Source organism: Deltaproteobacteria bacterium (assembly GCA_016709225.1).
Lineage (GTDB): Bacteria > Myxococcota_A > Polyangia > Nannocystales > Nannocystaceae > Xiheibacterium > Xiheibacterium phototrophicum.
In genome coordinates, this window is record JADJEE010000001.1 from 2,020,685 (window position 1) to 2,041,540 (window position 20,856).

Here is a 20,856-nt window from a genome sequence, read left to right on the forward strand (position 1 = left end):
GGGGGGCGGCCACCACCGCCCCGCGGCCGCGGGGCCAAAGCTGCTACGATTGCGCGACCGTGAGGTCCCCAAGGCGGCGACTCCTGCGCCCGCGCGCATCCCTGTTGAGCTTCACCCTCGCGGCGCTGGCCTGTGACCGCCCGCCCAGCGTCGCGCCCGCGGCCAGGCCCGAAGCGCGGCCGATCGCGGCGGACACCGAGGCCCCGCCGGCCGCCACCGAGCCCCACGCGGCCGCCGATCCCGATCGCATCGACGAGGCCAGCGCGCGGGAGGAGACCGATCGCATCCTCCATGCCGTCGCCAAGGCGCGCAACCTCGCGGTGCGCAGCGAGGTCGCGGTGGACGTGATCGACAAGCCCGGCATCCGAGCCTTTGCGAAGGACTCGATGTACGAGTTCACGACCCCCGACGAGATGCGCATGTTGGGTCGCATCGAGTCCGCGCTGGGGGTCGTGCCGCCGGGCAGCGACCCCGAGGCCGTCATCCTCGAGCTGCTCGAGCAGGGCGTGCTCGGCCTCTACGATCCCAAGCGCAAGACCCTTTTCATCGGCGACTTCGTTCCCAAGTCGATGCTCAGCATGGTCGTCGGCCACGAGATCGCGCATGGGCTCCAGGACATGTACTTCGACCTGCACAAGCTGCAGGAGCCCATGCGCCACGCCAGCGACGCCGAGTCGGCACGACGCTTCCTCATCGAGGGCGAGGCCCAGGCGGCGTACCTCGCGTGGGTCTCGGGCGATGCCGGGGTCGCGGCGCTGGCCGAGCCCGTGCTGCAAGCGATGAGCGACCAGGCGCTCGAGCTGGCGGGCGTCGCGTCGGCCTACCCCATCCTCGCGCGCTCGCTGCAGATGCCCTACGCCGACGGCGCCGCCACGGTCGCGCGCCTGGTGCAGCGCGATGGCTGGGGCGCGATCGACAAGCTGTACGAGAAGCTGCCCGAGTCGACCGAGCAGATGCTGCACATCGACAAGTTGCTCGCGCGCGAGCGACCGCTCCCCGTCGAGGTGGACGCCGAAGCCCTCGCACCGCTGATGGGCCCCGCCGGTCTGCGCATGGTGTGGCACGACGACATCGGCGAGGCCACGCTGTTGGCGATGCTCGCCGAGCGACGCGACACCCGCGAGGCCCGCGCCGCCGCGGCCGGCTGGGGCGGCGACCACTTCCTGGCGTTCGAGCGCGAGGCCGGCAAACCCGGCGCGACCATGCTCGCGGCCGCCACCGCGTGGGACAGCCCCCGCGACGCCGAGGAGTTCGAGCGCGCCTTCTCGCAGTACCTCGCGGAACACACGCCCGGCGCCCACGTGATCGAGAGGCGGGCCCACAAGGTCGTGTTCGCCGTGGGCATCCCCGACGGCATCGATCCCGTGGCGCTACGCAAGGCGCTGTGGCGCGGCACCCACGTGGGGAAGTGATCGCTCGACCCATGACCTCCGCCCGCTCGCCCGACCCGACGCATGCCCGTGACGGCGCGCTCTCGCAGCTGGTGCTGCGGGCGCGCAGACGACAACGCACGGCCGACGCGCTGTGGGCCCTGTCGCGGGTGGCCTTGCCCGCCGCGGTGACGCTGGTCGCGGTCGGCCTCGTGCTCGTGCGCCGCTTCGGGCTCCCGCCGGTGGCGCTGTGGGTCGCGACGGTGCCGGTGCCGGTCGCGGTGGCGTGGGCGTGGCTGCGTCCGCTGCCGCTGCGGGCGCTGCTGCGCCGCATCGACGCGCACCATCGCCTCGACGATCGCCTCGGCAGCGCGCTCGAATTCTCGGCCGGCAAGCCGCCGACCGATCCCCGCGCCGCCGCCATCGTCGCGCTGGTGCGCGAGGACGCCGAGCGCCTCGCGTCGCAGGTCGACCCGCGACCGGCGATCCCCGTCGCCGTGCCGGCGCCGCAGCTGCGCGACGCCGTGCCGCTCGGGTTGCTCGGGCTCGCGTTGCTGGTGCCGGTCGCGACCGCCCAGCTGCTCTCGCCGCTCATCGGCGAGGTGATCATCGCGCCCGCCGAGCAGGTCGACGCCCGCGCCGGCCTCGATCTCGCGCTCGCGAGCCCGCTGCGTCAGAGCCTGCGCGAGCTGGCCAAGACCGACGACGAGGTCGCCGCAGCCGCCCATGAGATGCTCGAGATCCTCGACGCCCTGGAGCGCGGCGAGATCGATCGCGCGCTCGCGCTCGAGCGGCTCGAGCAGCTCGAGGCCGAGCTCGCCGCCGCCGACGATCGTCTGCAAGAGGAGCTACGCGAGGACCCGGCGGCGCTCGCCGACGCCACCCGCGACCTGGCCGACGCGTTCGAGACCGAGGCGCTCACCGCCGACGTCGGCAAGGCGCTCGACCGCGGCGACGGCGAGCAAGCCGAGAGCGCGCTGGCCGAGGCTGGCGCCGAGGCCGAGGCGAACGCCGACGCCAACGAGCAGCTCGAGCGATCGCTGAAGGAGGCCGAACGCCGCCTGGGCAAGCGCGCCGACCAGCGCGACGCCAGCGAGACCGCCAAGCAGCTCGACGAGGCCGAGCGCCGCCTGCGACGCGAGGAGAAGAAGCAGCCCGAGACACCCGAGGAGGCGCAGGAGCACGAGCGTCGCCTGAAGAAGCAGCGCGACCAGGTCGAGCAGCTGCGTCGCCAACACGAGCGCGAGCTCGCGGCGCAGAAGAAGGTCGAGGAGCTGCGCCGCGCCGCGCAGCAGGCCGCACAGAGCAAGGCCGGCAGCGCCGAGCGCAAGCGCAAGCTCGAGCAGCTCGGCCGCGGCATGAAGGACGCCAGCCGCAGCGCGAGCGGATCGCAGCGCATGCAAGGCGCCCGCGATGCCGTCGAGGAGGCGAAGACCTTCGTGCGCCGCGCCGGCCAGCAGGGCGCCGGCGAGCAGCGCCGTCGCCAGCAGGTCCGACGCTTCGATCAGGCCGCCAAGGGCGAGGGCGACAAGGACGGTCAGGACGGCAAGGGCAAGGATGGCAAGGGCAAGGGCAAGTCGACGTTGCTGGTCGAGGGCCAGGTCGGCGAAGGCAAGCCCGGCGGCACCATGCGCATGCCGGGCGAAGGCCAGGGCGAAGGCGAAGGTGAAGGCGAAGGCCAAGGCCAAGGCGAGGGCCAAGGCCAAGGCCAGGGCGAGGGCGAGAGCGACTCCGACGGCGACGGTCAGGGCGAAGGCGACGGCCAAGGCGAGGGCCAGGGTCAACAGGGTCAGGGCCAGAGCCAGGGGCAATCGGCCGGTGGCGACGGCATCGGCGACGGCTCGCAGGATCCCCAGGGTGACCCCACCGCGATCGCGGCGCACACGAAGGACGTCCGCGTCAACGCCAAGCGCGGCCGCGGTGTGAGCAAGGCCGAGGTGCTCAAGGACGCCAGCCAGCACGGCTTTGCGACCGAGCCCTACCGCAAGATGTACCAGGAGTACCGCGACTTCGCGCAGAGCTCGCTCGACTCCACCGCGTTTCCGGCGGCGCAGCGTCGCCTCGTCAAGCGCTACTATCAAATGATCCAAGCGCGCTGACGCGCACGAAGGCTGCTCCATGTCGACTGCGATCACGACCGCCGAGACCCATCAGGAACTGCAGGCGATGCACACCGACCTCGCCGAACTCGCGGCGCAGGTGCAACGCGTCATCGTCGGGCAGGACCGGGTGATCCGCTCGGTCGTCACGTGCCTGCTCGCCGGCGGCCACGGCCTGCTCGAGGGCGTGCCTGGCCTCGGCAAGACCCTGCTCATCCGCACGCTCGCGCAGGCGCTGCACCTCGACTTCGCGCGCATCCAGTTCACGCCCGACCTCATGCCCGCCGACATCGTCGGCACCTCGGTGCTGTTGCAGGCCGAGGGTGATCAGAGCGGTCGCGCGGCGCTGCAGTACCAGCCCGGTCCGATCTTCTCGAACATCGTGCTCGCCGACGAGATCAACCGCGCCACCCCCAAGACCCAGTCGGCGCTGCTCGAAGCGATGGCGGAGGGCACCGTGACGGCCGGTGGCGAGACCCGCAGGCTGCCCGACCCGTTCCTGGTGCTCGCGACCCAGAACCCGCTCGAGATGGAGGGCACCTATCCCCTGCCCGAGGCCCAGCTCGATCGCTTTCTCTTCAAGGTCCACGTCGAGTTCCCCGGCGAGGACGAGCTCATCGCGATCCTCGATCGCACCACCGGCCAGGGCAGCGCCACGGTGAAGCCCGTGCTCGATGCGCGGCGCATCGGTGAGATGCGACAGCTGGTGCGCGCGATCCCGGTGACCGACAGCGTCACCCGCTACGTCGTGCGGGTGCTGCGGGCCACCCACCCCGACGATCCGCGCGCGCCCGAGCTGGTCAAGCGCTACGTCCGCTTCGGTGGCAGCCCCCGCGGCGCCCAGGCGATGCTGCTGGCGGCGCGCATCCGCTGCACCTTCGACGGCCGCATGACGCCGTCGATCGACGACGTCCGTGCGGTCGCCCCCGAGGCGCTGCGTCACCGCGTGATCCTCAACTTCGAGGGCGAGGCCGAGGGCATCGCGATCGACGACTGCATCGCGAAGGCGCTGGCGGCGGTGCCGGCGGACAAGTGACGCGTGGCCGCGCGGGCGAGTGCGACGCAGAAGGCCGCCGACGCGGCGCTGTTCGACGAGGCCTTCATGGCCAAGCTCGAGCTGCTGCAGGTGATCGCGCGCCGGCTGTTCCGCGGGCGTCAGCGGGCCGAACGCAAGACCCGCAAGCTCGGGCAGGGGCTGGAGTTCGCCGATCACCGCGAGTACTCGCCGGGTGACGACATCCGCTACCTCGACTGGACCGCATGGATCCGACTGCGTCACCGGCTCATCCGCCTGTTCGAGGAGGACGAGGACCTGCCGGTGCGGATCATCGTCGACGCCAGCGCATCGATGGCCACCCGCGGCGGTGGCAAGCTCCGCTACGCGCAGCGCGTGGCGGCGGCGTTGGCCTACGTCGGGCTGGCCAACCTCGACCGTGTGGGCCTGTCGTGCATTCGCGGCAGCACCATCGAGACCCTGCCGGCGGTGCGGGGCAAGGGCCGCATCTTCAACGTCTTCGAGTTCCTCAAGGGGATGCGGCCCGAGGGCGTGACCGACCTCCGCGCGGGCCTGTCGCGTTTCGCGGCGCAGAGCAGCCAGCCGGGCCTGTCGATCGTGATCAGCGACTTCTACGACATGCACGCGTTCGAAGGCCTGAACCTGCTGCGCTTCCGCAAGCACGACCCGGTCGCGATCCAGGTGCTCGATCCGATCGAGGCCGATCCCCGCGGCACCGGCCTGCGTGGCGATCTCAGCGTGCTCGACTGCGAACGCAACGAGCGTCGCGACGTGACGGTCTCGGCACGCACCCTCGAGGCCTTCGCCCAGGCCCACGAGCGCTTCTGTCAGGCGCTCGCGAGCAACTGTCGCTCCCGCGGCGTGCACTACGTGCGCGCCAACATCGACGTCGCCTTCGATGACCTCGTGCTGCGGATGTTCCGCGAGGGGGGCGTGCTGCTGTGACGTTCGCCGGCCTGACGATCGCGCAGCTGTGGCCGCTCGCGGCCGCCGGCGCCGCGGCCATCACGGGCCTGTACCTGCTGCGGATGCGGCGGCGGCAGATCGTGGTGCCGTTTGCTGCGCTGTGGGAGCAGGTCACGCGCGAGTCGGAGAGTCGCAAGCTGTGGCGACGGCTGCGGCGACTGCTGTCGTGGCTGCTGCAGCTGGGCGTGCTGCTGTTGGTGCTGGCGGCGCTGGGCGATCCGCGGCCCGACACCTGGCTGCGGGATCCCGCGACCGTCGCGATCGTGATCGACCGCTCTGCCAGCATGTCGGGTCCGGCGCGCGCCGACGACGAGGACGACGACGGTGACGCGGACACCACCCGACTCGACCTGGCCAAGCTGCGCGCCCAGCAAGAGGTCGCCGCGCTGGGCCCCGCCGACCGGGCGGTGATCATCGCCGCGGGCGAGGACGTCACCGTGCTCGCGCCGCTGTCCGACGACCCTGCGCCGGCATCGGCCGCGATCGCCACCGTCGAGCCCGATTTCGGCGAGGCCGACCTGCCGCGCGCGCTGGCGTTGGCGGAGCACGCGGTGGCGCACGGCAGCTCGCCGCGCATCCTCGTGCTCACCGACGGCGCGCTCGACGAGGCTGCCGACTCGGCGCTGCGCCGCTGCACCGCCGGCACCGCGATCCCCTGCACCGTGGTGGCGCCCGCCGGCGACCACGACAACCTCGCGATCACGGCCTTCGCCGCACGGCGCTACCCCAACGCCCGCGACAAGGTCGAGGTGCTCGCCGAGGTGCGCAACCTCGGCGACCGGCCGGCGATCGTCGAGCTCGAGGTGAGCGCCGACGGCGTGTCGCTCGGCCGCCGCACCATCGAGCTGCTGCCGGGCCAGGCCAAGCGCGAGTCGCTGGCCGACGTCGAGGCCGCCCGCGCGCGCTTCGTCGCGACGCTGCACGCGGCCCGGTCGCCGCCCGCCGGCCTGACGAGCGCACTCGGGCCGTCGTTCGACGACGTCGCCTACGCCGTCGTGCCGCCGCTGTCGCCGCTCGCGGTCGCGGTCGTCACCGACGGCACCGACCTCTTCCTCGAGGCTGCGCTGCTCACCCAGGCCGAGCACATCGAGCTGATCGGTGTGTCGCCCGAGCAGGCCGTCGCGGGCAGCAACGAGCTGCGCGAGGCCGACGTCGTGGTCTTCGACGTCGCCACCGGCGCGCTGCCGACCGAGCTACCCGACGCCCACGTGCTGGTCTTCGATCCGTGGCGCAACGCCGGTGGTGCGTTCCCCATCGCCAAGAAGGCCGACCTCGCGCGACCGTTCCTCACCGAGCAGCTGCGCCAGCACCCGATCCTGGCCAACATCGTGCTCAAGGACGTCAACATCACCCGCGGCACGACCTTCGCGCTCGAGCCGGGCGATCAGGCGTTGGTGCGCACGTTGGGGGAGCCCATCGTGGTCCTGCGCGAGCGCGGCGACCATGGTCTGGTCGCGATCGGCTTCGACCCGCGGCAGAGCGACTTGCCGCTGCGCGAGGCGTTCCCCCTGCTCATCGACAACGTGCTGCGCTACTTCGAGCAGCGCGAGCCGGGCTTCGTGGCCCAGGTCGCGCTGGGCGGCACGCGCGAGCTCTCGCTGGCGGATCTCGGGCTCCCGACCGAGGGCGTCACGCGGGTCTCGCTGGAGGATCCGAGCGGCGCGCAGACCGAGCAGCCGGTCGAGCGCGGGCGCATCCGCCTGCGTGCGCGCACGCCCGGCTTCTACCGCGTCCGCGCACTCGATGGCGACGCCGCCGACCTCGTCGCGGAGCTCGCGGTCAACCAGACCGGCACCGCTGCCAGCGACCTGCACGCCGCGCTCGACGACCTGCCGGCCGAGGCATTTGCCGGCGAGCCACCGACGCCCGCACCGGTGTCCCAGGGGCCGCTGTGGACGGCGATCCTCCTGCTCGCCGCGGCGATCGTGGTCGTCGAGTGGGCGACCTACCACCGCCGCATCACGGTGTAGTCGCAGGCGATGGCGCGTGCGCCCGCGTGCGCACGCTCGCCGACCGCGTCAGCGGGTGCCGGCCGCGCCGCGGGCCTGCCGGCGCGCCGTCAACCAGCCGTGCCACGGCTGCGCGAGCACGCCGCCCGGCTGGTAGGCCCGCGCGGCCTGCCGCGCACGCGAGGCGCTGAGCGCGAAGTCCAGCAACGCGACCGCGTGATGGCGATCGGCCGACGAGGTCGAGCCCTCGACGCCCACCGCGTACACGCCCATGTCGGAGGCGACGTCGCCGACCCAGCGTCGCGCGGCGTAGCCATCGGTGCTCTCGTAGCGATTCGATCCGGCCGAGTGACAGGCGTGGCTCACGAACAGGCCGCCCTCGACGACCCACGCACGGAACCACGCCTGCAGCGTGGCCCACTCGCCGGCGTTCTCGCCCCCGCGGCTGATCTGCCCCGACGAGAAGAAGAACAGCGGGCCGTCCCAGCCGCCGTGGGAGTACCACGCGGTGATGTCGACCTTGGTCGCCATGTGCGGCAGCGAGTCGACGCTCTGGTACTCGAACGAGTGCACCGTCGAGGTGAAGCCCTTGGCGGCGAGGTGACGCTTCGCGGTCTGGGCAGAGTCGAGGAACTCGGCGCCGGCGTGGAGGATCAGTGCAGTACCCATGGTGTTCTCGACTCGTCTTCTCGCTTCGGCAACGACTCCGTTTGGCACTGCACGCGATGGCATCGGTCGAAGCGAAACCGACGCATGCCATGCAGCATCGTCTTGGGACTAGGGGGTTCCTCGCCCCGGCGGCACTCGAGCGACATCGCGAAACTCGTCGGTCATGACCCTGGTCGCACGGCTAGTCGAAGTGCATGACGGCGCGGTCGATCGAACCGATCGCGACGGTCGAGTCGGGCGTGCAGCGGTAGGCGATGCCCTCGTAGGCGCGGTTGCCGATGATCTGGTCCACGTCCATGCCGATGACGGGGCAACCGATCGCACGGCTGATCGCGCGCCCCAGCGCGCCGCCGTCGGCCATGACCTGACAGTGCAGCAGCACCAGCTCGGCGCCAGGCGCCAGATACGGACGCACGTGGGCGAACCACCGCGCGTGGTCGGGCATCGTCGCGAGGGTCATGACGTCGCGCCCCATGAATGCCACCCCCGGCAGGCCGTGGTCCTCGAGCACGATCTTGCGCGCGAGGCGATCGCGCTCGCGACAGCGGACCGCGACCCCACCGGTGGCCTCGCGCACGCTGTGCGCGGCGAAGATCATGCTCGGCATCGGCGCGCTGGCCCAGCGGGCGCGCAGCCTGGCGATGGTCTCGCCGGCGTAGTCCGGGATTTCCTCGCTCGGCCGCGTGATGTCGATGCCGGCCACGCGCTCGGTCTCGGCGATCGCGGCCGCCGACTTGCGACCGTAGCCGTACGCCCACAAGAGCACATCGCCTGCCATGTGCGAGTGCAGACGCCGTGGGCCGCGGCAGGATGCGCGGAAGCGACGGAACCGCCGCGGCCGTCAGCGCGATCGGACGCCGGACTGCGGCACGACGACGGTGTGGATGTCGACGCGGTCGCGCTTCTTGATCTCGAGCGACACCGAGACCGTCATCCCGCGCGTGCTCATGTACACCGGCGCGGCGGTGGACTTGGCGTAGATGCGGCTGGGCTCCATCAGGTTGCGCTCGGCCACACGGCGTCGGTACACCCGCGCGGGCGCGAAGCCGATGATCGGCGGCACCTGGTGCAGGCGGAAGCGACCGTCCTGGGAGCCGAGGAACACCAGCGCGCAGCCCTTGTCGCGGCAGCTGCCGTCGAAGGTGACCCACAGCCACGCGGTCTTGTCGATCACCTCGACCGCGACGATGGCCCCGGGCAGGGCGCGCGGGAACCTCAGCTCGACCCGCTGGCCGCGGTAGCCGGTCTGCACCGCGCCCTGACTGCCGTCGACCGCGAAGTCCTCGCCGAGCTTGCGATCGGCGTAGGCCACGAACTTGATGGTCGGGTACACGCGGAGCTGCTCGAGGCCATGCTCGCGGTGCATGACCTCGTCGAGCAGACCGGGCGTGAGGTGCTCGCGGGCGGCGCAGCCGCTGCCGGCGATCCCGAGGGCCACGAGCGCTGGCGCGACCCAGCGGGCGTCAGTCGCCATGCTCGTCGGCGTCCTCGCGCCGAATGCCCTCGACGCAGTCGGTGTCGTGGGGGCCGCAGCGGAAGCGGACGTGGATGTGACCGATGTGGCCGTCCGAGTGCGCGACCACGCCGCTCGCAAAGCGACCGCGGGGCCACTGGATCGCGGCCGCCAGTTCTTCCTCGGTGGCACCCATGAGCTGGGCTGCACGGTACACCTTCTCCTGCAGATCGTACTCGAGGAAGATGTGGGCGACGTTGCCGCCCTCCACCAGCGCGCGGATGAGGCCCCAGGTGGCGAACCAGTCGATCTCGCTGGGCAGCGGCCGCCGCTCGCGGCCGAGATAGCTCTTCTTGTAGACCCCGCGCAGGGTCGGCATCCAGATGTCGATGTCCCGGCCGGCCTGGTGTGACTTGTGCGGCGGCAGCTTGCCGCCGCCGCGCTTGCTGATGTCGGCCAGCACCAGCTCGCCGTCGAACTCGACGTCCTGGCGGAACTTCGCGACGGCGTTGAGCAGCGCCTGCACGGTCGCGCTCGAGCCCCACATGAGGTTGGGCGCGCGCCGCACGTAGAGCGGCGACTCCGGCATCTGGATGCCCTGCGCGAGCCGTCCGTCGTTCGGGCGCCCCACCGAGTGCGCGTCGGGGCGGACCTCGAAGCGAGGGATCTGCAGCGTGGTACGCCGTCTCTCGTAGGGCTTGGGATCGATCCACACGTCGATCAACGTGCCCGCGCGCAGCTCGAGGCCGAGCGTGGGATTGTACGCGCGGAGCTTGGGTACCGACACGCCGAAGCGCTCCGAGAGGCCGCGCCAGTCGTAGTCGCGCTCGAGCTCGTAGCTGATCTGCTGCTGCGGCAGCGGCGTGCGTCGGGCCTCGACCCGCAGCACGGTGCCGGCCGCCGGCGGTGGCGCGTCGGGGTTGAGCTGATTCCAGCGCGCCAGGCTCTCGACCGCGACGTCGTAGCGCGCGGCGATCTCCGCGAGGGTCTCGGCCGGAATCACGCGGTGCTCGATGAAGACCGCGGCTGGTGCTGGCGCGCTCGCGACGGCCACCGGCACCGCGGCCGCTGCGACCGCGACCTCGGACTCGACCTCCTCGACCGGCGCTGCGGGCGGGGGCTGCGGCCACAGCCGCCACGCGATCATCCCCGCGGCCGCGAGCGACAGCATCGGCAGCAGCAGCAGCCGCCATCGCGTCCGCCACACGCGGCGTCGGCTCGCCGCGACGAAGGTGAGCAGCAGCGGCGTCGCGTCGGTGCTGCCGGCGCGCAGGAGTTCTTCGGCGCGACGGCGCGCGGCGCCCCGCAGCAGCAGCCGGGGCGCACGGCCGGCGTGGTCCCACTCGAGGCTCCACCGCGCCAGACGCGAGAGCTCGCGCGCGCGCAGCTCGGCCGGCGTGGTCGTGCGCAGCACCGGCCCTCCCCGCAGCGGCGCCCGCATCCGCCGCTGCACGGTCGCCGCCACGCTGACCAGCTCGAGCAGGAACGGGCCCACGTACAGCCGATTCCCCTCGCGCAGCTCGGCGGGCTCGTCGAGGCGCTGGTTGTCGAGGAACGTGCCGTTGACGGAGCCGCGGTCCTTCACGATGAAGCGGCCGTCGTCGCCCTCGATCCGACAGTGCTCGTGCGAGACCGCGTCATGGGGCAGCACCACGTCGTTGTGATCGCCGCGACCGATCGACAGCGCGCCGCTGCCCAGCGGCCGCGTCCACGCGCGCCCGTGGGTGTCGGTGATACGCAGGCGCAGCATCGCGGGCTCGGCTCCCCGGTTAGAAACGGATCGTGCGTTCGGTGACCGCGACGTGTCCGCGCACGCCGGGGAACTTGCCGCGACTGCGCATCGCATCGGCGACGCAGCGGCCGAGCGGTGTGACGTTCCACGGACGGCTGACCTCGACCGCAGTCGCGCGACCGTCCTCGACCTCGAAGCGTAGCGTGACGGTCGTGCCGCTCACGGCCCCGTGGGTGCGTCCGCAGGCCACGAGCGCGCCCTTCACCTTGGCGTAGCCGCGCTCGACGTCGTTGCCACCGCGCGGCGTCGGTGGTCGCGTGGCCTCGCGGATCGGCGCCGGCGGGTCTTCGGCCGGCGGCCGCGCGACCGGGGGCTCGGGCGGGGTCGCGGGCGTCGCAGCGATCGGTGCCGGCTCGGGCGCGGGCTTGGGTGGCGCCGCCGGAGTCGTGCTCGGACGGGGCTCGTCGGCCGCGACCGTCGGATGCAGCTCGGGGGTCGCGTCGCTGTCGTCGCGCAGGAACAGGAACCACACCGCGCCGCCACCCCACACCAACAGCAGCGCGATCACGCTGATGGTGATGACGAGCCAGTTGCGCGAGACCTCGCGCACCGGCACGTGCAGCGCGAACTCGTGGGTCTCGGCGCCGTCGCCACGGGCATGCTCGAAGGTCGACGGGTTGCCGCCATGCCAGTTCACCGGCGGCAACGTGTGATGCTCGACCGCGGTGCTGGTCGGCGCGGACATGCCGGTCGGCAGCAACGGCGCGAGGAACTCGCCGGTCGACGGGGGGTGGCCGTGGGCGGGCTCGTCATCGACGTCGTGGCGATCACGCTCCCCGACCAGCGGCGGCGCGGCCATCGGTGGCACCGCGAGGATCGGTGACGACCCGACCGCCGCCTGGCCCGACACGCGCACCGATCGCACGGGCTCGGCCCGCGGCGAGAACGACGGCGCAGCGGCGGTCGCACGGCGCGCGGGCACGACCGCGTGGCGCCGCGTATGGGGCCGCACCACCGTCGCGTCGACCGCGTCGACGGCCTCGGCCGCGACCACCGGCGGTGGCCGCGAGGCGCGACGTTGATCGTAGATCGTCGTGCGGTCGACCGCGTCGGGCCCCAGGGGATTGGCCATCGCCACCGTCGACTCGAACGACGCACCGAGGATCGCGGCCTCGAACTCGGCCATGCTCGGGTAGCGCTCGTCGGGCCGCTTGGCCAGCGCGCGCATCACCAACGCCTCCACGATCGGCGCGACGTCGGGCGCGACCTGCCGCAGCGGCGGGATCGGATCGTTGGCGTGCTGGGTCGCGACGCGCAGGAAGTTGTCGCTGTCGAACGGCACCCGACCGCTCAGCATCTCGTAGGCCAGCACGCCGACCGCGTAGACGTCGGAGCGGCCGTCGACCGGCAGGCCCGCGGCCTGCTCGGGGGACATGTAGCGGGCCGTGCCGAACACCGAGCCCTCGCCGGTGAGGTTGCCGGGGCGATCGCGGTGCACGACCTTCGCGATGCCGAAGTCGAGCAGCTTGACCTGATCCATCGCGTCGGGGCGCTGGACCAGGAAGATGTTCGCCGGCTTCATGTCGCGGTGCACGATGCCGCACTTGTGCGCGGCCGCGAGGCCCCGCACGACCTGCAGCAGGATGTGCTGCACCCGCGGCCACGGCAGCCGGACCAGGCGCCGCAGCAACACCGAGAGGTCCTCGCCCTCGAGGTACTCCATCACGAAGTAGACCGGCCCGTCGTGGATGCGACCGAAGTCGAGGATGTCGACGACGTTCGGGTGGGCGATCATCGAGGCCGCGCGGGCCTCCTGCAGGAAGCGCTCGACGTTGGCCTCGTGGCGCGCGAGCTCGGGCCTCAGCACCTTGATCGCGAGCTTGCGCAGCAGCGTGACGTGGTCGGCGGCGAACACCCGCCCCATGCCGCCGTCGCCGATGATCCCGGCGATGCGGTAGCGATCGGACAGCACGGTGCCGATCAGATCTGCATCGCTTGCACCCATGCCCTGCACCAAGACCTACGCCGGGGCCGCGGGTGGGATTCAGGGAATCTGCCCCGCGGCCGGTCGCGGCGGAGCCGCGGACGGGTCTAGAAGCGACCGGACAGCCCGATGCCGACGTACTGCGGCCCGACCACCGGCACGAAGGCCTGGTAGCGCGCATGTCGACGCAGGCCGATGCCCAGCATGGTCGCGCCGGCCGCGAGCAACACGCCGGTGGCCACCGCGCCGCCGATGATCAAACCGTTCGCGCCAGTACCCTTGCGATCGGCGGCACGGAGCGCGTCGGTGTCTCCATCGGCCTTCGCGCGCTGCTGCTCGGACTTGGCGTCCTTGGCCCGCAACGCGCCGACGATGATCATCGCGCTGGCCCCGAGGCCGAGTGCCATGACCACGGAGCCGCCGGCGATGAGGCCCTTGCCGTTGGGCCCACCACCCGGTCCGGTGTCGGGCTGCAGGCCCGTCTGGGGCGGGCCGACCAGGTTCGGTGGCGGCGCGGTCACCGGTGTCAGCTCGCGCTCGGCGGCGGCGAGCAGCTCGCGGAGCTCCCGGCCCTTCTCCTCGACGGTCGGGCTCGGCTGCGCCGTGTCACCGTACTGCCGCGCGAACGCGGCGAGGTAGCGATCGAGCAGGCCGACGCCCTTGCGCAACATCGCGATGCCGCGCTCGAGGCCGTCGTTCGCCTTGCTCTCGCGATGCACGCGATAGGCCTCGCGGTAGGCCTCGAGACAGATGAGCAGCGTCGTCCCGCGCTCCTCGCGATTGACGGGGTTCTCCGGCAGGACCTCGAAGATCCGGCTCCACACGTCGCCGGCCTGCTCGAAGAGCTGCTGCTCGAAGCGGGCCTGCCCGTCGATCTGCAGCGCACGAGCCCGCCGCGCGGTGGGGTTGTCGACCGGCGCGGCCGCGGCGACCGGGACCGCCATCGGCACCGACGCGAGGCCGACCAGCAGTGCGGCCACGCGATGCAGCCGTCCGACCCGATGCGACAGGGGGCGTAGTGAACGTGCGAGTGCGCGGGTCATGGGCGGCTCTCCTGGTCAAACGAGATCGGGCGCAGGCAGGTGGTCGGGAAGGCGACCGCGAGGATCGCCCGCAGCCGCGGCGCGTCGACGCGGCCGTCGGCGGCGCGTGCATCGGTGGGCTCCGCGGTCCAGTCGTCGGGGCACCAGTGCGGATCGCCGCCGGGCGCCGAGGTCGGCGCCCACGTGCGGTGCCGGAACCACCGCGCCAGCCACTGCGCCGGAGCAGTGAGGCTCGGCTGCAGCGCCGGCAAGCCGAGCAACGGGAAGCACGCGGCGTGGCGTGCGGCCGCGCCGTCGCGGATCGCTCCGCCGTCGGCGTCGAGGTCTCCGGGCAGCACGAACTCCATGCGTCCACGGATGATCGCCGCGATCGGCAGCCCGCGATCGGGATGGTGCAGCCACCACGTCGGGCCCTGCCGCACGCAGCGGTCCTCGTCGAACACGGCCGAGGTCTCGGCACCGTCGCCGAGCGCACGCCCGAGGGCGTCGTGGGGCGAGGCGCCGTCACGCCGTGTCGGCCCCTGCCCCGGCTGCCAGCTGCGGATGCGCCCGTCGGCGCCGATCCGCACCACGGCCCGCAGCGCACCGAAGTCGTCGAACGCGAGCTCGAGCACGCCGAACTCCGCGCGCAGCCACTCGGTGCGGCGGTCCTCGCTGCGTGTGACCGCGATGTCCCACACGCGATCGTGCACGATCGCGATGCGCTCGACCTCACCCTCGGCGCTGCGCAGGTACGAGACCCGCAGCGGATCGACGTCGAGCCCCTGCCGCCGCCCGCGGAAGTCGAGCGCGGCGCTCTCGACCACGGCCTCGCCGGTGGCGGTCGTGAGTCGCTGCCGCAGCACCGCGCCGCGGGCGTCGCGTTCGATCACCAGCCGCGCGTGGTGGTTGGTGGCGGCCACCAGCAGCCCATCGGCGCGGTGGTCGAAGCGCGCGCGCGTGGTCTCGCCGGCACCGCTGCGCTCGACCTCGAGCAGGCGGCCGACCGGGTCCCACGAAAGCTGCAGCGGCGCGTGATCGGGCCCAACGATGCGCTCGATGCGGCGGCCATTCGCACCGTGTTGGATCAGCGTCGGCGCATCGGCGTCGCGGGTGAAGGCGGTCACCAGGCCGCGAGCGTCGCGCAACAGCGACAACGCCGGTAGGCCCTCGCGACGCACCGCCACCAGTCGACCCTCGCTGTCGTGATCGTAGGCAACCGCGAGGTCGGGGCCGTGGACCGCGCGGACGTTCCCCAGCGCGTCGCGGGCGATGCCCCAGCGCCCGGTCGGCGCGTCGATGCCGACGAGCTCCCCCTCGGCACTGCGGGCGAGTCGGACCGGGCCGACCGCGGTGTCCTGCGAGATCACGCGCCCGTGGGCGTCGCTGATGCACGCGACCCGCACGTCGCCGGCGGATCGCATCGCCGCCAGCCGTCCGCAGGCGTCGTACTCGAAGCGCAGCCCGCCTGGACCAGTGCCCGCGGGCGGCACCAGCTCGACGACGTTGCCCAGCGCGTCGACGACGACCTCGGTGCACTGCCCCAACGGATCGACGATGCGCGCCAGCCGACCGGCGTCGTACTCGAGTCGCACGCGGTGCCCGAGCGGATCCTCCACGCTCACGAGCGCATCGACGGCGTCATAGCCGAAGCTCCACCGCGCGCCCGTGGGGTCCCAGCCCTGCACCAGTCGACCAGCCTCATCGTAGGCCATGCGCCAGCTGGCGCCGTCTTGCAGGCGCCGCTTCACCAGCCGGCCGGCATCGTCGTAGGCGTCGACGATGCGGTTGCCGTCGGCGAACGCGACCTCGACCAGCCGCAGCTGCGCGTCGTGCCGGTAGCGGATCGCGTCGCCGTGGGGGTCGATGATCTCCGCGACCGCACCGCAGGCGTCGACGCCGTAGGTGCTGACGTTGCCGAGGCTGTCGGTGACCTCGGTACGACCGCGATCGTACGCCAGGCAACGGTCGAGCTCGCCGCCGCCGCCCCAGCTGCGGATGCAGCGAGCGCGAGCGCCGTGGCCATCGTAGCCGTAGAAGAAGCGCGCGCCGTCGCGATCGGTCTCGGCCACCAGCAGGTGCCCGACGTACTCGTAGCGCCGCGCGAGACCGTGCTCGTCGAATGCCGCCACGAGGTCGCCGTCGGCGCCGTACTCGAAGCGCGCGTGTCGTTGCAGGCGGCCCTCCTGCGGCGTCCACAAGCTCTCGAGGCGGCCGGCATCGTCGTACTCGAACGCCAGCACCCTCCGCGTATCGATGCGCAGCTCGTGCAGGCGCGCACGATCGTCGTAGACGCACTCGATGACCACCGCGCGCGGCCGCACGACCCGCGCCAGGCGTGACATCCCGCGGTCGCGCTCGGCCGCCGACTCGCCGGTCTCGGGGCGGAAGTGCCGCACGAGCGGCCCGTCGTCGTCGTGGGACGTCAGCTCCCAGTGCAGTCGCCCCAGCGCGCGCAGGCGCAGTCGACCGGTGCTGTCGTGCAGCACGTCGCCAGCCCGCGCGACCTGACCGGGCAGCGTCATGGTGTCGAACTCGAGCTCGCGGCCATCGGCCTCGCGCAGCACCACGCGACCTGGCTCGAGCCACAACGCGGCCTCGAACCCGTGCGACCAACCCCAGCCGAGCGCACCGAGGCGATCGCTGTGGTTCGAGGCGTAGCGCCGCGAGAGCCGCAGCGGCGGGCTCACGGTGTGCAGCTCGACCGCCTCGCTCACCACCGCGCCGGTCGCGACGTCGACCGGGTCGCCGACCAGCACCGCGAGCTGCGACGGCACGAGGTCGCGCCGACGCGCGGGCGAGCACCGCGACAGCATCTGCAGCTGCGGCGGCGGCTCGCCCCACTGCGTGCGCACCGGGATCTGCTTGCGCAGCGCCGCCAGCGAGTCAGCCCCGGGCGCGGCGGTCGGCGCGGTCGGGGGCTCGATCGCCCCGCTGCCGCCACCCAGGCGCAGCGACTGCTGCGGGCCGGCGCCGAGCACCATGCGGGCGCCGCCGAGCGCGGCCGCGTCGCCCTCGCACGCGACGGCATCGCCCGCGATCCGCATCACGCTCGAGCCGCCGATGGTCTGCGCCTGCGCGGGCACCGAGCCGAGCGCCGTCGCGGGCGTGCTCCGCGTGGCGAGCTCGGTGCCACCGATGCGCACGCGCGGCGGCGTGGGCTGGGCCCGCCCCGCCGCCATCATCAGCGGGTCGGTCACCGAGCTCGCGGCTGCCCGCGCGGGATCGCCGAGCTCTGCGACGAATGCGGTCGGCGGATCGGTCTCGGCCAACCCCGCGACCATGCCGCCCTGGGTCGCGACCTTGGGCGGCGGAGTCGATGGTGTGCCCGACGACGGTGACATGGCCTCGCATCCGAACCCGCGCCCGGACGGGCCTCGCGTGGCAACCAAGCGGTCCGCTTCGGATGCGTCCGGGCTCTGCTTGCACCTACGTCGCGGTGCGCTGGTTTCTTCACGGTTTCTGCGGCACGCAGCCCGGCGCGGGCGGGCGGCCCTGGAACAGCGCAGCCAGCCGCGCCGGCTCCGCGCCGTGGTGCACGACCTCGCAGATGCGCCGGGCCAGCTCGTCGCCGGTGGTCGGCCACACCCGCGCGCTGCCGTCGTAGCTCACCGAGACGAGCGGTCCGCCCGCGCGCCGCAGCAGGCGCTGCACCGGTGCGTCGTGGCTGCCCAGCACCAGCTGCTCACCGCTGGTCAGCTGCCACAGGCGCACGGTGCCGTCGTTGCTGGCCGAGGCCAACACCGCGTCTTCGACGAATGCCAGCGCGGTGACCGTCTGCGTGTGCCCGCGCAGCACGGTCGACGCCTCGTCGGGATGCGCCGCGTCGAGCTGCCACACGCGCACGCTGCCATCGGCGGCGCCGGTCGCCAGGCGCAGGCCGTCGCCGGCGAACGCGGTCGCGGTGATCGCATCCTCGTGGCCGCGTAGCTGGTGCAGCAGCTTGCCGTCGTCGAGCGACCACAGCCGCGCGCGCCGATCGGCACCACCCGACGCGAGCCAGCGGCCATCGGCGGAGATGGCGAGCGTGCGGATCTCGCCCTCGTGCCCGGCCAGCAGCACCGCCCCCTGCGCGATCGCGTCGGCCCGCAGATCCCATCGCACCAGGCGTCCATCGAGACTGCCGGTGGCGGCGAAGTGCCCGTCCGGGGCGATCGCCATCGCACCGATCTCGTCGACATGCACGCGCAACACCTGGGCCTGCGCATCGCCGTCGCTGGCCCACAGCCGCACGGTGCCGTCGCTGCCCGCGGACAGCAACCGCGTGCCGTCCCCCACGAAGCCCAGCCGCGTCACGCTGCTGTCGTGGGCGCCGAGCGCCCGCGGCGGTGCGGCCGGATCGGCGAGCGACCACAGCGTGACGTTGCCGCGATCGTTCGCGGCGGCCGCCCGCAGGCCGGTGCGATCGAGCGCGACCGCGGTGACCGTCGAGCTCACGCCGAGCAGCGCACGACCGCCCGGCACACGCAGGCCGTCGTCGAGCGGCCACAGCTGCAGCTGGCCACCGGCGCCACCGACCAGCAGCGCGCGTCCGTCCTGCGCGAGCGCGCCATCGGTGAGCACGCCGGCGCCGACCCGCAGCACCTTGCCGAGCACGGCCCCGCCGCGCGTCAGCGGATCCCAGAGCCACAGCTGCCCCCGTGGCCCGGCGCTGGCGCCCCGCCAGCCATCGCCCGACACCGCCAGCGCCGCGACCGCGCCGCCGTGTCGGGCCAGCTCGAAGCGATCGACCACGCGCTCCTTCTTGGTCAGATCCCACACGCGCACGGTGGCATCTCGCGACGCACTGACCACGCGCGTGTCACTGGCCGCGAGCTGCACGGCGGTGACGTCACCCTCGTGGCCCGCGAACACGATGCTCGCGAGGCTGGGATCGACGGCGCCGAGGTCCCATACGCGCAGGGTGTCGTCGTCGCTCGCGCTGACCAGCGTGCGTCCGTCGGCGGTGACGACCAGATCGTTCACGCGCGCGTCGTGGCCCAGCAAGATGAGCGGCTTGCTCGGGCCCTGCGCCGGATCCCACAGCGCGATCGACCCGTCGGCGGCACCGGCCAGCAGGCGGTGACCAACCCGGTCGATCGCGATGCGCGTGAGCCCGCTGTTGGCCCCCTCGAAGCGCGTCGAAGGCCGCAGGCCGCCCGCGGCGTCGAGCTGCCAGCGGCGCAGGAGTCGATCGTCGCCGGCCGACAGCAGCGTGCCGTCGCCTTCGAAGCGGAGATCGGTGAGCGGGCCGGCATGGGCATCGGTGCGCACGGCGATCGATGCCGGCGGCGAGGCCTCGAGGTCCCACGCCCGCAGCGCTCCGAGCTCGTCGCCGCTGACGGCGAAGCGGCCATCGGGTGCGATCGCCAGCACGCGCGGCGCGGCCTCGTGTCCCCGCAACACCGCCGCGGTCGCGCCCGGATCGGCGGCGCGGAGGTCCCACCGCCGCAACGTGCGGTCACCGCTCGCGCTCAGCAGCCAGCGCCCGTCGGCGGCGACCGCCAGCGCGGTGATGGTGTCGACGTGGCCGAGCAGACGGGTCGGCAGCGTGGGTGCGGGCGCATCGAGGTGCCAAAGTGCGATCGCATCACCGTCGTCACCGCTCACCAACCACCGGCCGCTTCGGCCCCACGCCAACGCAGTCACGGTCGCGTCGCCAGTCGGCAGCGCCGCGACCTGCCGGCCGTCGAGCTCGTGCACCACCGCGGCGAGCACACCGAAGCGGCCATCGCCGAGCAGCGGACCCGGTAGTCGCGCGAGCTCGGCCAGCACCGCGAGCCGCGACTCGGGCTCGTCGATGGCCGACGCCGCCGCCAGTAGGGCCGCACGATCTTCGTCGCGCCGCGGCGGGTCCGGCTCGGGTCCTGCGCTCGGGTCCACCACCGGCGCATCGACCTGCACCGGCGCATCGACGGGGGCGTCCTCGCGTTGGTGCCACCACAGGCCCGCGGTCGCGCCCGCGACCGCGACCGCCGCGACGCCACCGAACACCGCGCCGCGGCGCCGGCCTGCGCGGTGGCAGGCCTCGACGAAATCGCGGTGCAGCGGCTGCGGTGCCGGCGACTGATCGCGGCCCGCGATCAGCCACGCGTCGGCCTGCGCCAGCGCGCGGCCCCGCAGCAATCCCACGCGACCGCGACCGGCCTCGTGCCAACGCAGTGCGAGCGCGTCGTAGTGCGCATGGAGATCCTGCCAGCGCTGGGCCGGCGCGGGCGCGACCGTGGCCGCTGGCGGCGTGCTCGCGGCGGGCGCGGGCTGCAGCCGAGCCAGGGCCGCGGCCTCGTCGTCGCCCTCGACGATGCACAGCGCCTGGGTGCCGAGCACGATGGTGTCGCGGCTCGACACGACCACCGGGCGCCCGACCTTGGTACCGTTCACGTACGTGCCGTACGAGCTGCCGAGATCCTCGAGCACATACGCACCCGCGACGCCGGACATCGGCGACAGCCGACAGTGCGTCGCCGAGATGCCGGGGGTCGACAGCGCGAGCTCGCAGCGCGGGTCACGGCCGATGACGACCACCGCGGCCGCGCTCGTGCGGACGTGGGCCGGCGCGTGCTCGCTCGCCGCGATCGCGATGCGGATCATCGGCCTCCCCACGGCGCGCTCGGGGGT

At 73.1% G+C, this 20,856-nt stretch carries 13 protein-coding genes; 5 read left to right on the forward strand and 8 right to left on the reverse strand.

What is annotated here, in order from left to right:
* The first annotated feature begins 59 nt into the window (after window positions 1–59).
* From IPH07_08305 to IPH07_08325, 5 genes are all read left to right on the forward strand, one after another.
* Entirely contained in the window at window positions 60–1,412 is a 1,353-nt protein-coding gene (locus tag IPH07_08305) for a hypothetical protein (protein ID MBK6917385.1), read from the forward strand.
* An 11-nt stretch (window positions 1,413–1,423) separates the two neighbouring features.
* Window positions 1,424–3,469, forward strand: a complete 2,046-nt coding sequence (locus tag IPH07_08310) for a hypothetical protein (protein ID MBK6917386.1) — start codon at window positions 1,424–1,426, stop codon at window positions 3,467–3,469.
* 19 nt (window positions 3,470–3,488) lie between these two features.
* A complete protein-coding gene (locus IPH07_08315; GenBank protein MBK6917387.1) occupies window positions 3,489–4,505 on the forward strand; it encodes a MoxR family ATPase in 1,017 nt (338 codons plus the stop codon).
* Window positions 4,506–4,571: 66 nt separating this feature from the next.
* The gene (locus IPH07_08320) at window positions 4,572–5,429 is read left to right on the forward strand and encodes a DUF58 domain-containing protein (GenBank protein ID MBK6917388.1); all 858 of its coding nucleotides are present in this window, start codon (window positions 4,572–4,574) and stop codon (window positions 5,427–5,429) included.
* A complete protein-coding gene (locus IPH07_08325) occupies window positions 5,426–7,420 on the forward strand; it encodes a VWA domain-containing protein (GenBank protein MBK6917389.1) in 1,995 nt (664 codons plus the stop codon). The genes IPH07_08320 and IPH07_08325 overlap by 4 nt, the downstream gene beginning before the upstream one ends.
* Window positions 7,421–7,468: 48 nt before the next feature.
* Here IPH07_08325 and IPH07_08330 read toward each other — a convergent pair whose 3' ends face one another.
* From IPH07_08330 to IPH07_08365, 8 genes are all read right to left on the reverse strand, one after another.
* Window positions 7,469–8,068: a hypothetical protein gene (locus IPH07_08330; protein MBK6917390.1), complete on the reverse strand. Its 600-nt coding sequence runs from the start codon at window positions 8,066–8,068 to the stop codon at window positions 7,469–7,471.
* Window positions 8,069–8,249: 181 nt separating this feature from the next.
* Window positions 8,250–8,846, reverse strand: a complete 597-nt coding sequence (locus IPH07_08335; protein ID MBK6917391.1) for a hypothetical protein — start codon at window positions 8,844–8,846, stop codon at window positions 8,250–8,252.
* A gap of 63 nt (window positions 8,847–8,909) precedes the next feature.
* Window positions 8,910–9,542, reverse strand: a complete 633-nt coding sequence (locus tag IPH07_08340; GenBank protein MBK6917392.1) for a hypothetical protein — start codon at window positions 9,540–9,542, stop codon at window positions 8,910–8,912.
* A complete protein-coding gene (locus IPH07_08345) occupies window positions 9,532–11,271 on the reverse strand; it encodes a penicillin-insensitive murein endopeptidase (GenBank protein ID MBK6917393.1) in 1,740 nt (579 codons plus the stop codon). Before IPH07_08345 ends, IPH07_08340 begins: the two co-directional genes overlap by 11 nt.
* A 19-nt stretch (window positions 11,272–11,290) precedes the next feature.
* Complete coding sequence (locus tag IPH07_08350) at window positions 11,291–13,258, reverse strand: serine/threonine protein kinase (protein ID MBK6917394.1); 1,968 nt, start codon at window positions 13,256–13,258, stop codon at window positions 11,291–11,293.
* Window positions 13,259–13,344: 86 nt separating this feature from the next.
* Window positions 13,345–14,280 carry a hypothetical protein gene (locus tag IPH07_08355; GenBank protein ID MBK6917395.1) on the reverse strand — a complete coding sequence of 312 codons (936 nt, stop codon included), beginning with the start codon at window positions 14,278–14,280 and terminating at the stop codon, window positions 13,345–13,347.
* Window positions 14,277–17,603, reverse strand: a complete 3,327-nt coding sequence (locus IPH07_08360; GenBank protein MBK6917396.1) for an RHS repeat protein — start codon at window positions 17,601–17,603, stop codon at window positions 14,277–14,279. Before IPH07_08360 ends, IPH07_08355 begins: the two co-directional genes overlap by 4 nt.
* A 109-nt stretch (window positions 17,604–17,712) precedes the next feature.
* A complete protein-coding gene (locus IPH07_08365) occupies window positions 17,713–20,829 on the reverse strand; it encodes an FHA domain-containing protein (protein MBK6917397.1) in 3,117 nt (1,038 codons plus the stop codon).
* Window positions 20,830–20,856: the final 27 nt, after the last annotated feature.

What these genes read in the sequence shown, in the direction of transcription:
- IPH07_08340 (MBK6917392.1), bottom strand. Translation starts at nt 9,542, where the DNA reads ATGGCGACTGACGCCCGCTGGGTCGCGCCAGCGCTCGTGGCCCTCGGG.
- IPH07_08335 (MBK6917391.1), bottom strand. Translation starts at nt 8,846, where the DNA reads ATGGCAGGCGATGTGCTCTTGTGGGCGTACGGCTACGGTCGCAAGTCG.
- IPH07_08320 (MBK6917388.1), top strand. Translation starts at nt 4,572, where the DNA reads ATGGCCAAGCTCGAGCTGCTGCAGGTGATCGCGCGCCGGCTGTTCCGC.
- IPH07_08350 (MBK6917394.1), bottom strand. Translation starts at nt 13,258, where the DNA reads ATGGGTGCAAGCGATGCAGATCTGATCGGCACCGTGCTGTCCGATCGC.
- IPH07_08360 (MBK6917396.1), bottom strand. Translation starts at nt 17,603, where the DNA reads ATGTCACCGTCGTCGGGCACACCATCGACTCCGCCGCCCAAGGTCGCG.
- IPH07_08345 (MBK6917393.1), bottom strand. Translation starts at nt 11,271, where the DNA reads ATGCTGCGCCTGCGTATCACCGACACCCACGGGCGCGCGTGGACGCGG.
- IPH07_08365 (MBK6917397.1), bottom strand. Translation starts at nt 20,829, where the DNA reads ATGATCCGCATCGCGATCGCGGCGAGCGAGCACGCGCCGGCCCACGTC.
- IPH07_08330 (MBK6917390.1), bottom strand. Translation starts at nt 8,068, where the DNA reads ATGGGTACTGCACTGATCCTCCACGCCGGCGCCGAGTTCCTCGACTCT.
- IPH07_08310 (MBK6917386.1), top strand. Translation starts at nt 1,424, where the DNA reads ATGACCTCCGCCCGCTCGCCCGACCCGACGCATGCCCGTGACGGCGCG.
- IPH07_08315 (MBK6917387.1), top strand. Translation starts at nt 3,489, where the DNA reads ATGTCGACTGCGATCACGACCGCCGAGACCCATCAGGAACTGCAGGCG.
- IPH07_08355 (MBK6917395.1), bottom strand. Translation starts at nt 14,280, where the DNA reads ATGACCCGCGCACTCGCACGTTCACTACGCCCCCTGTCGCATCGGGTC.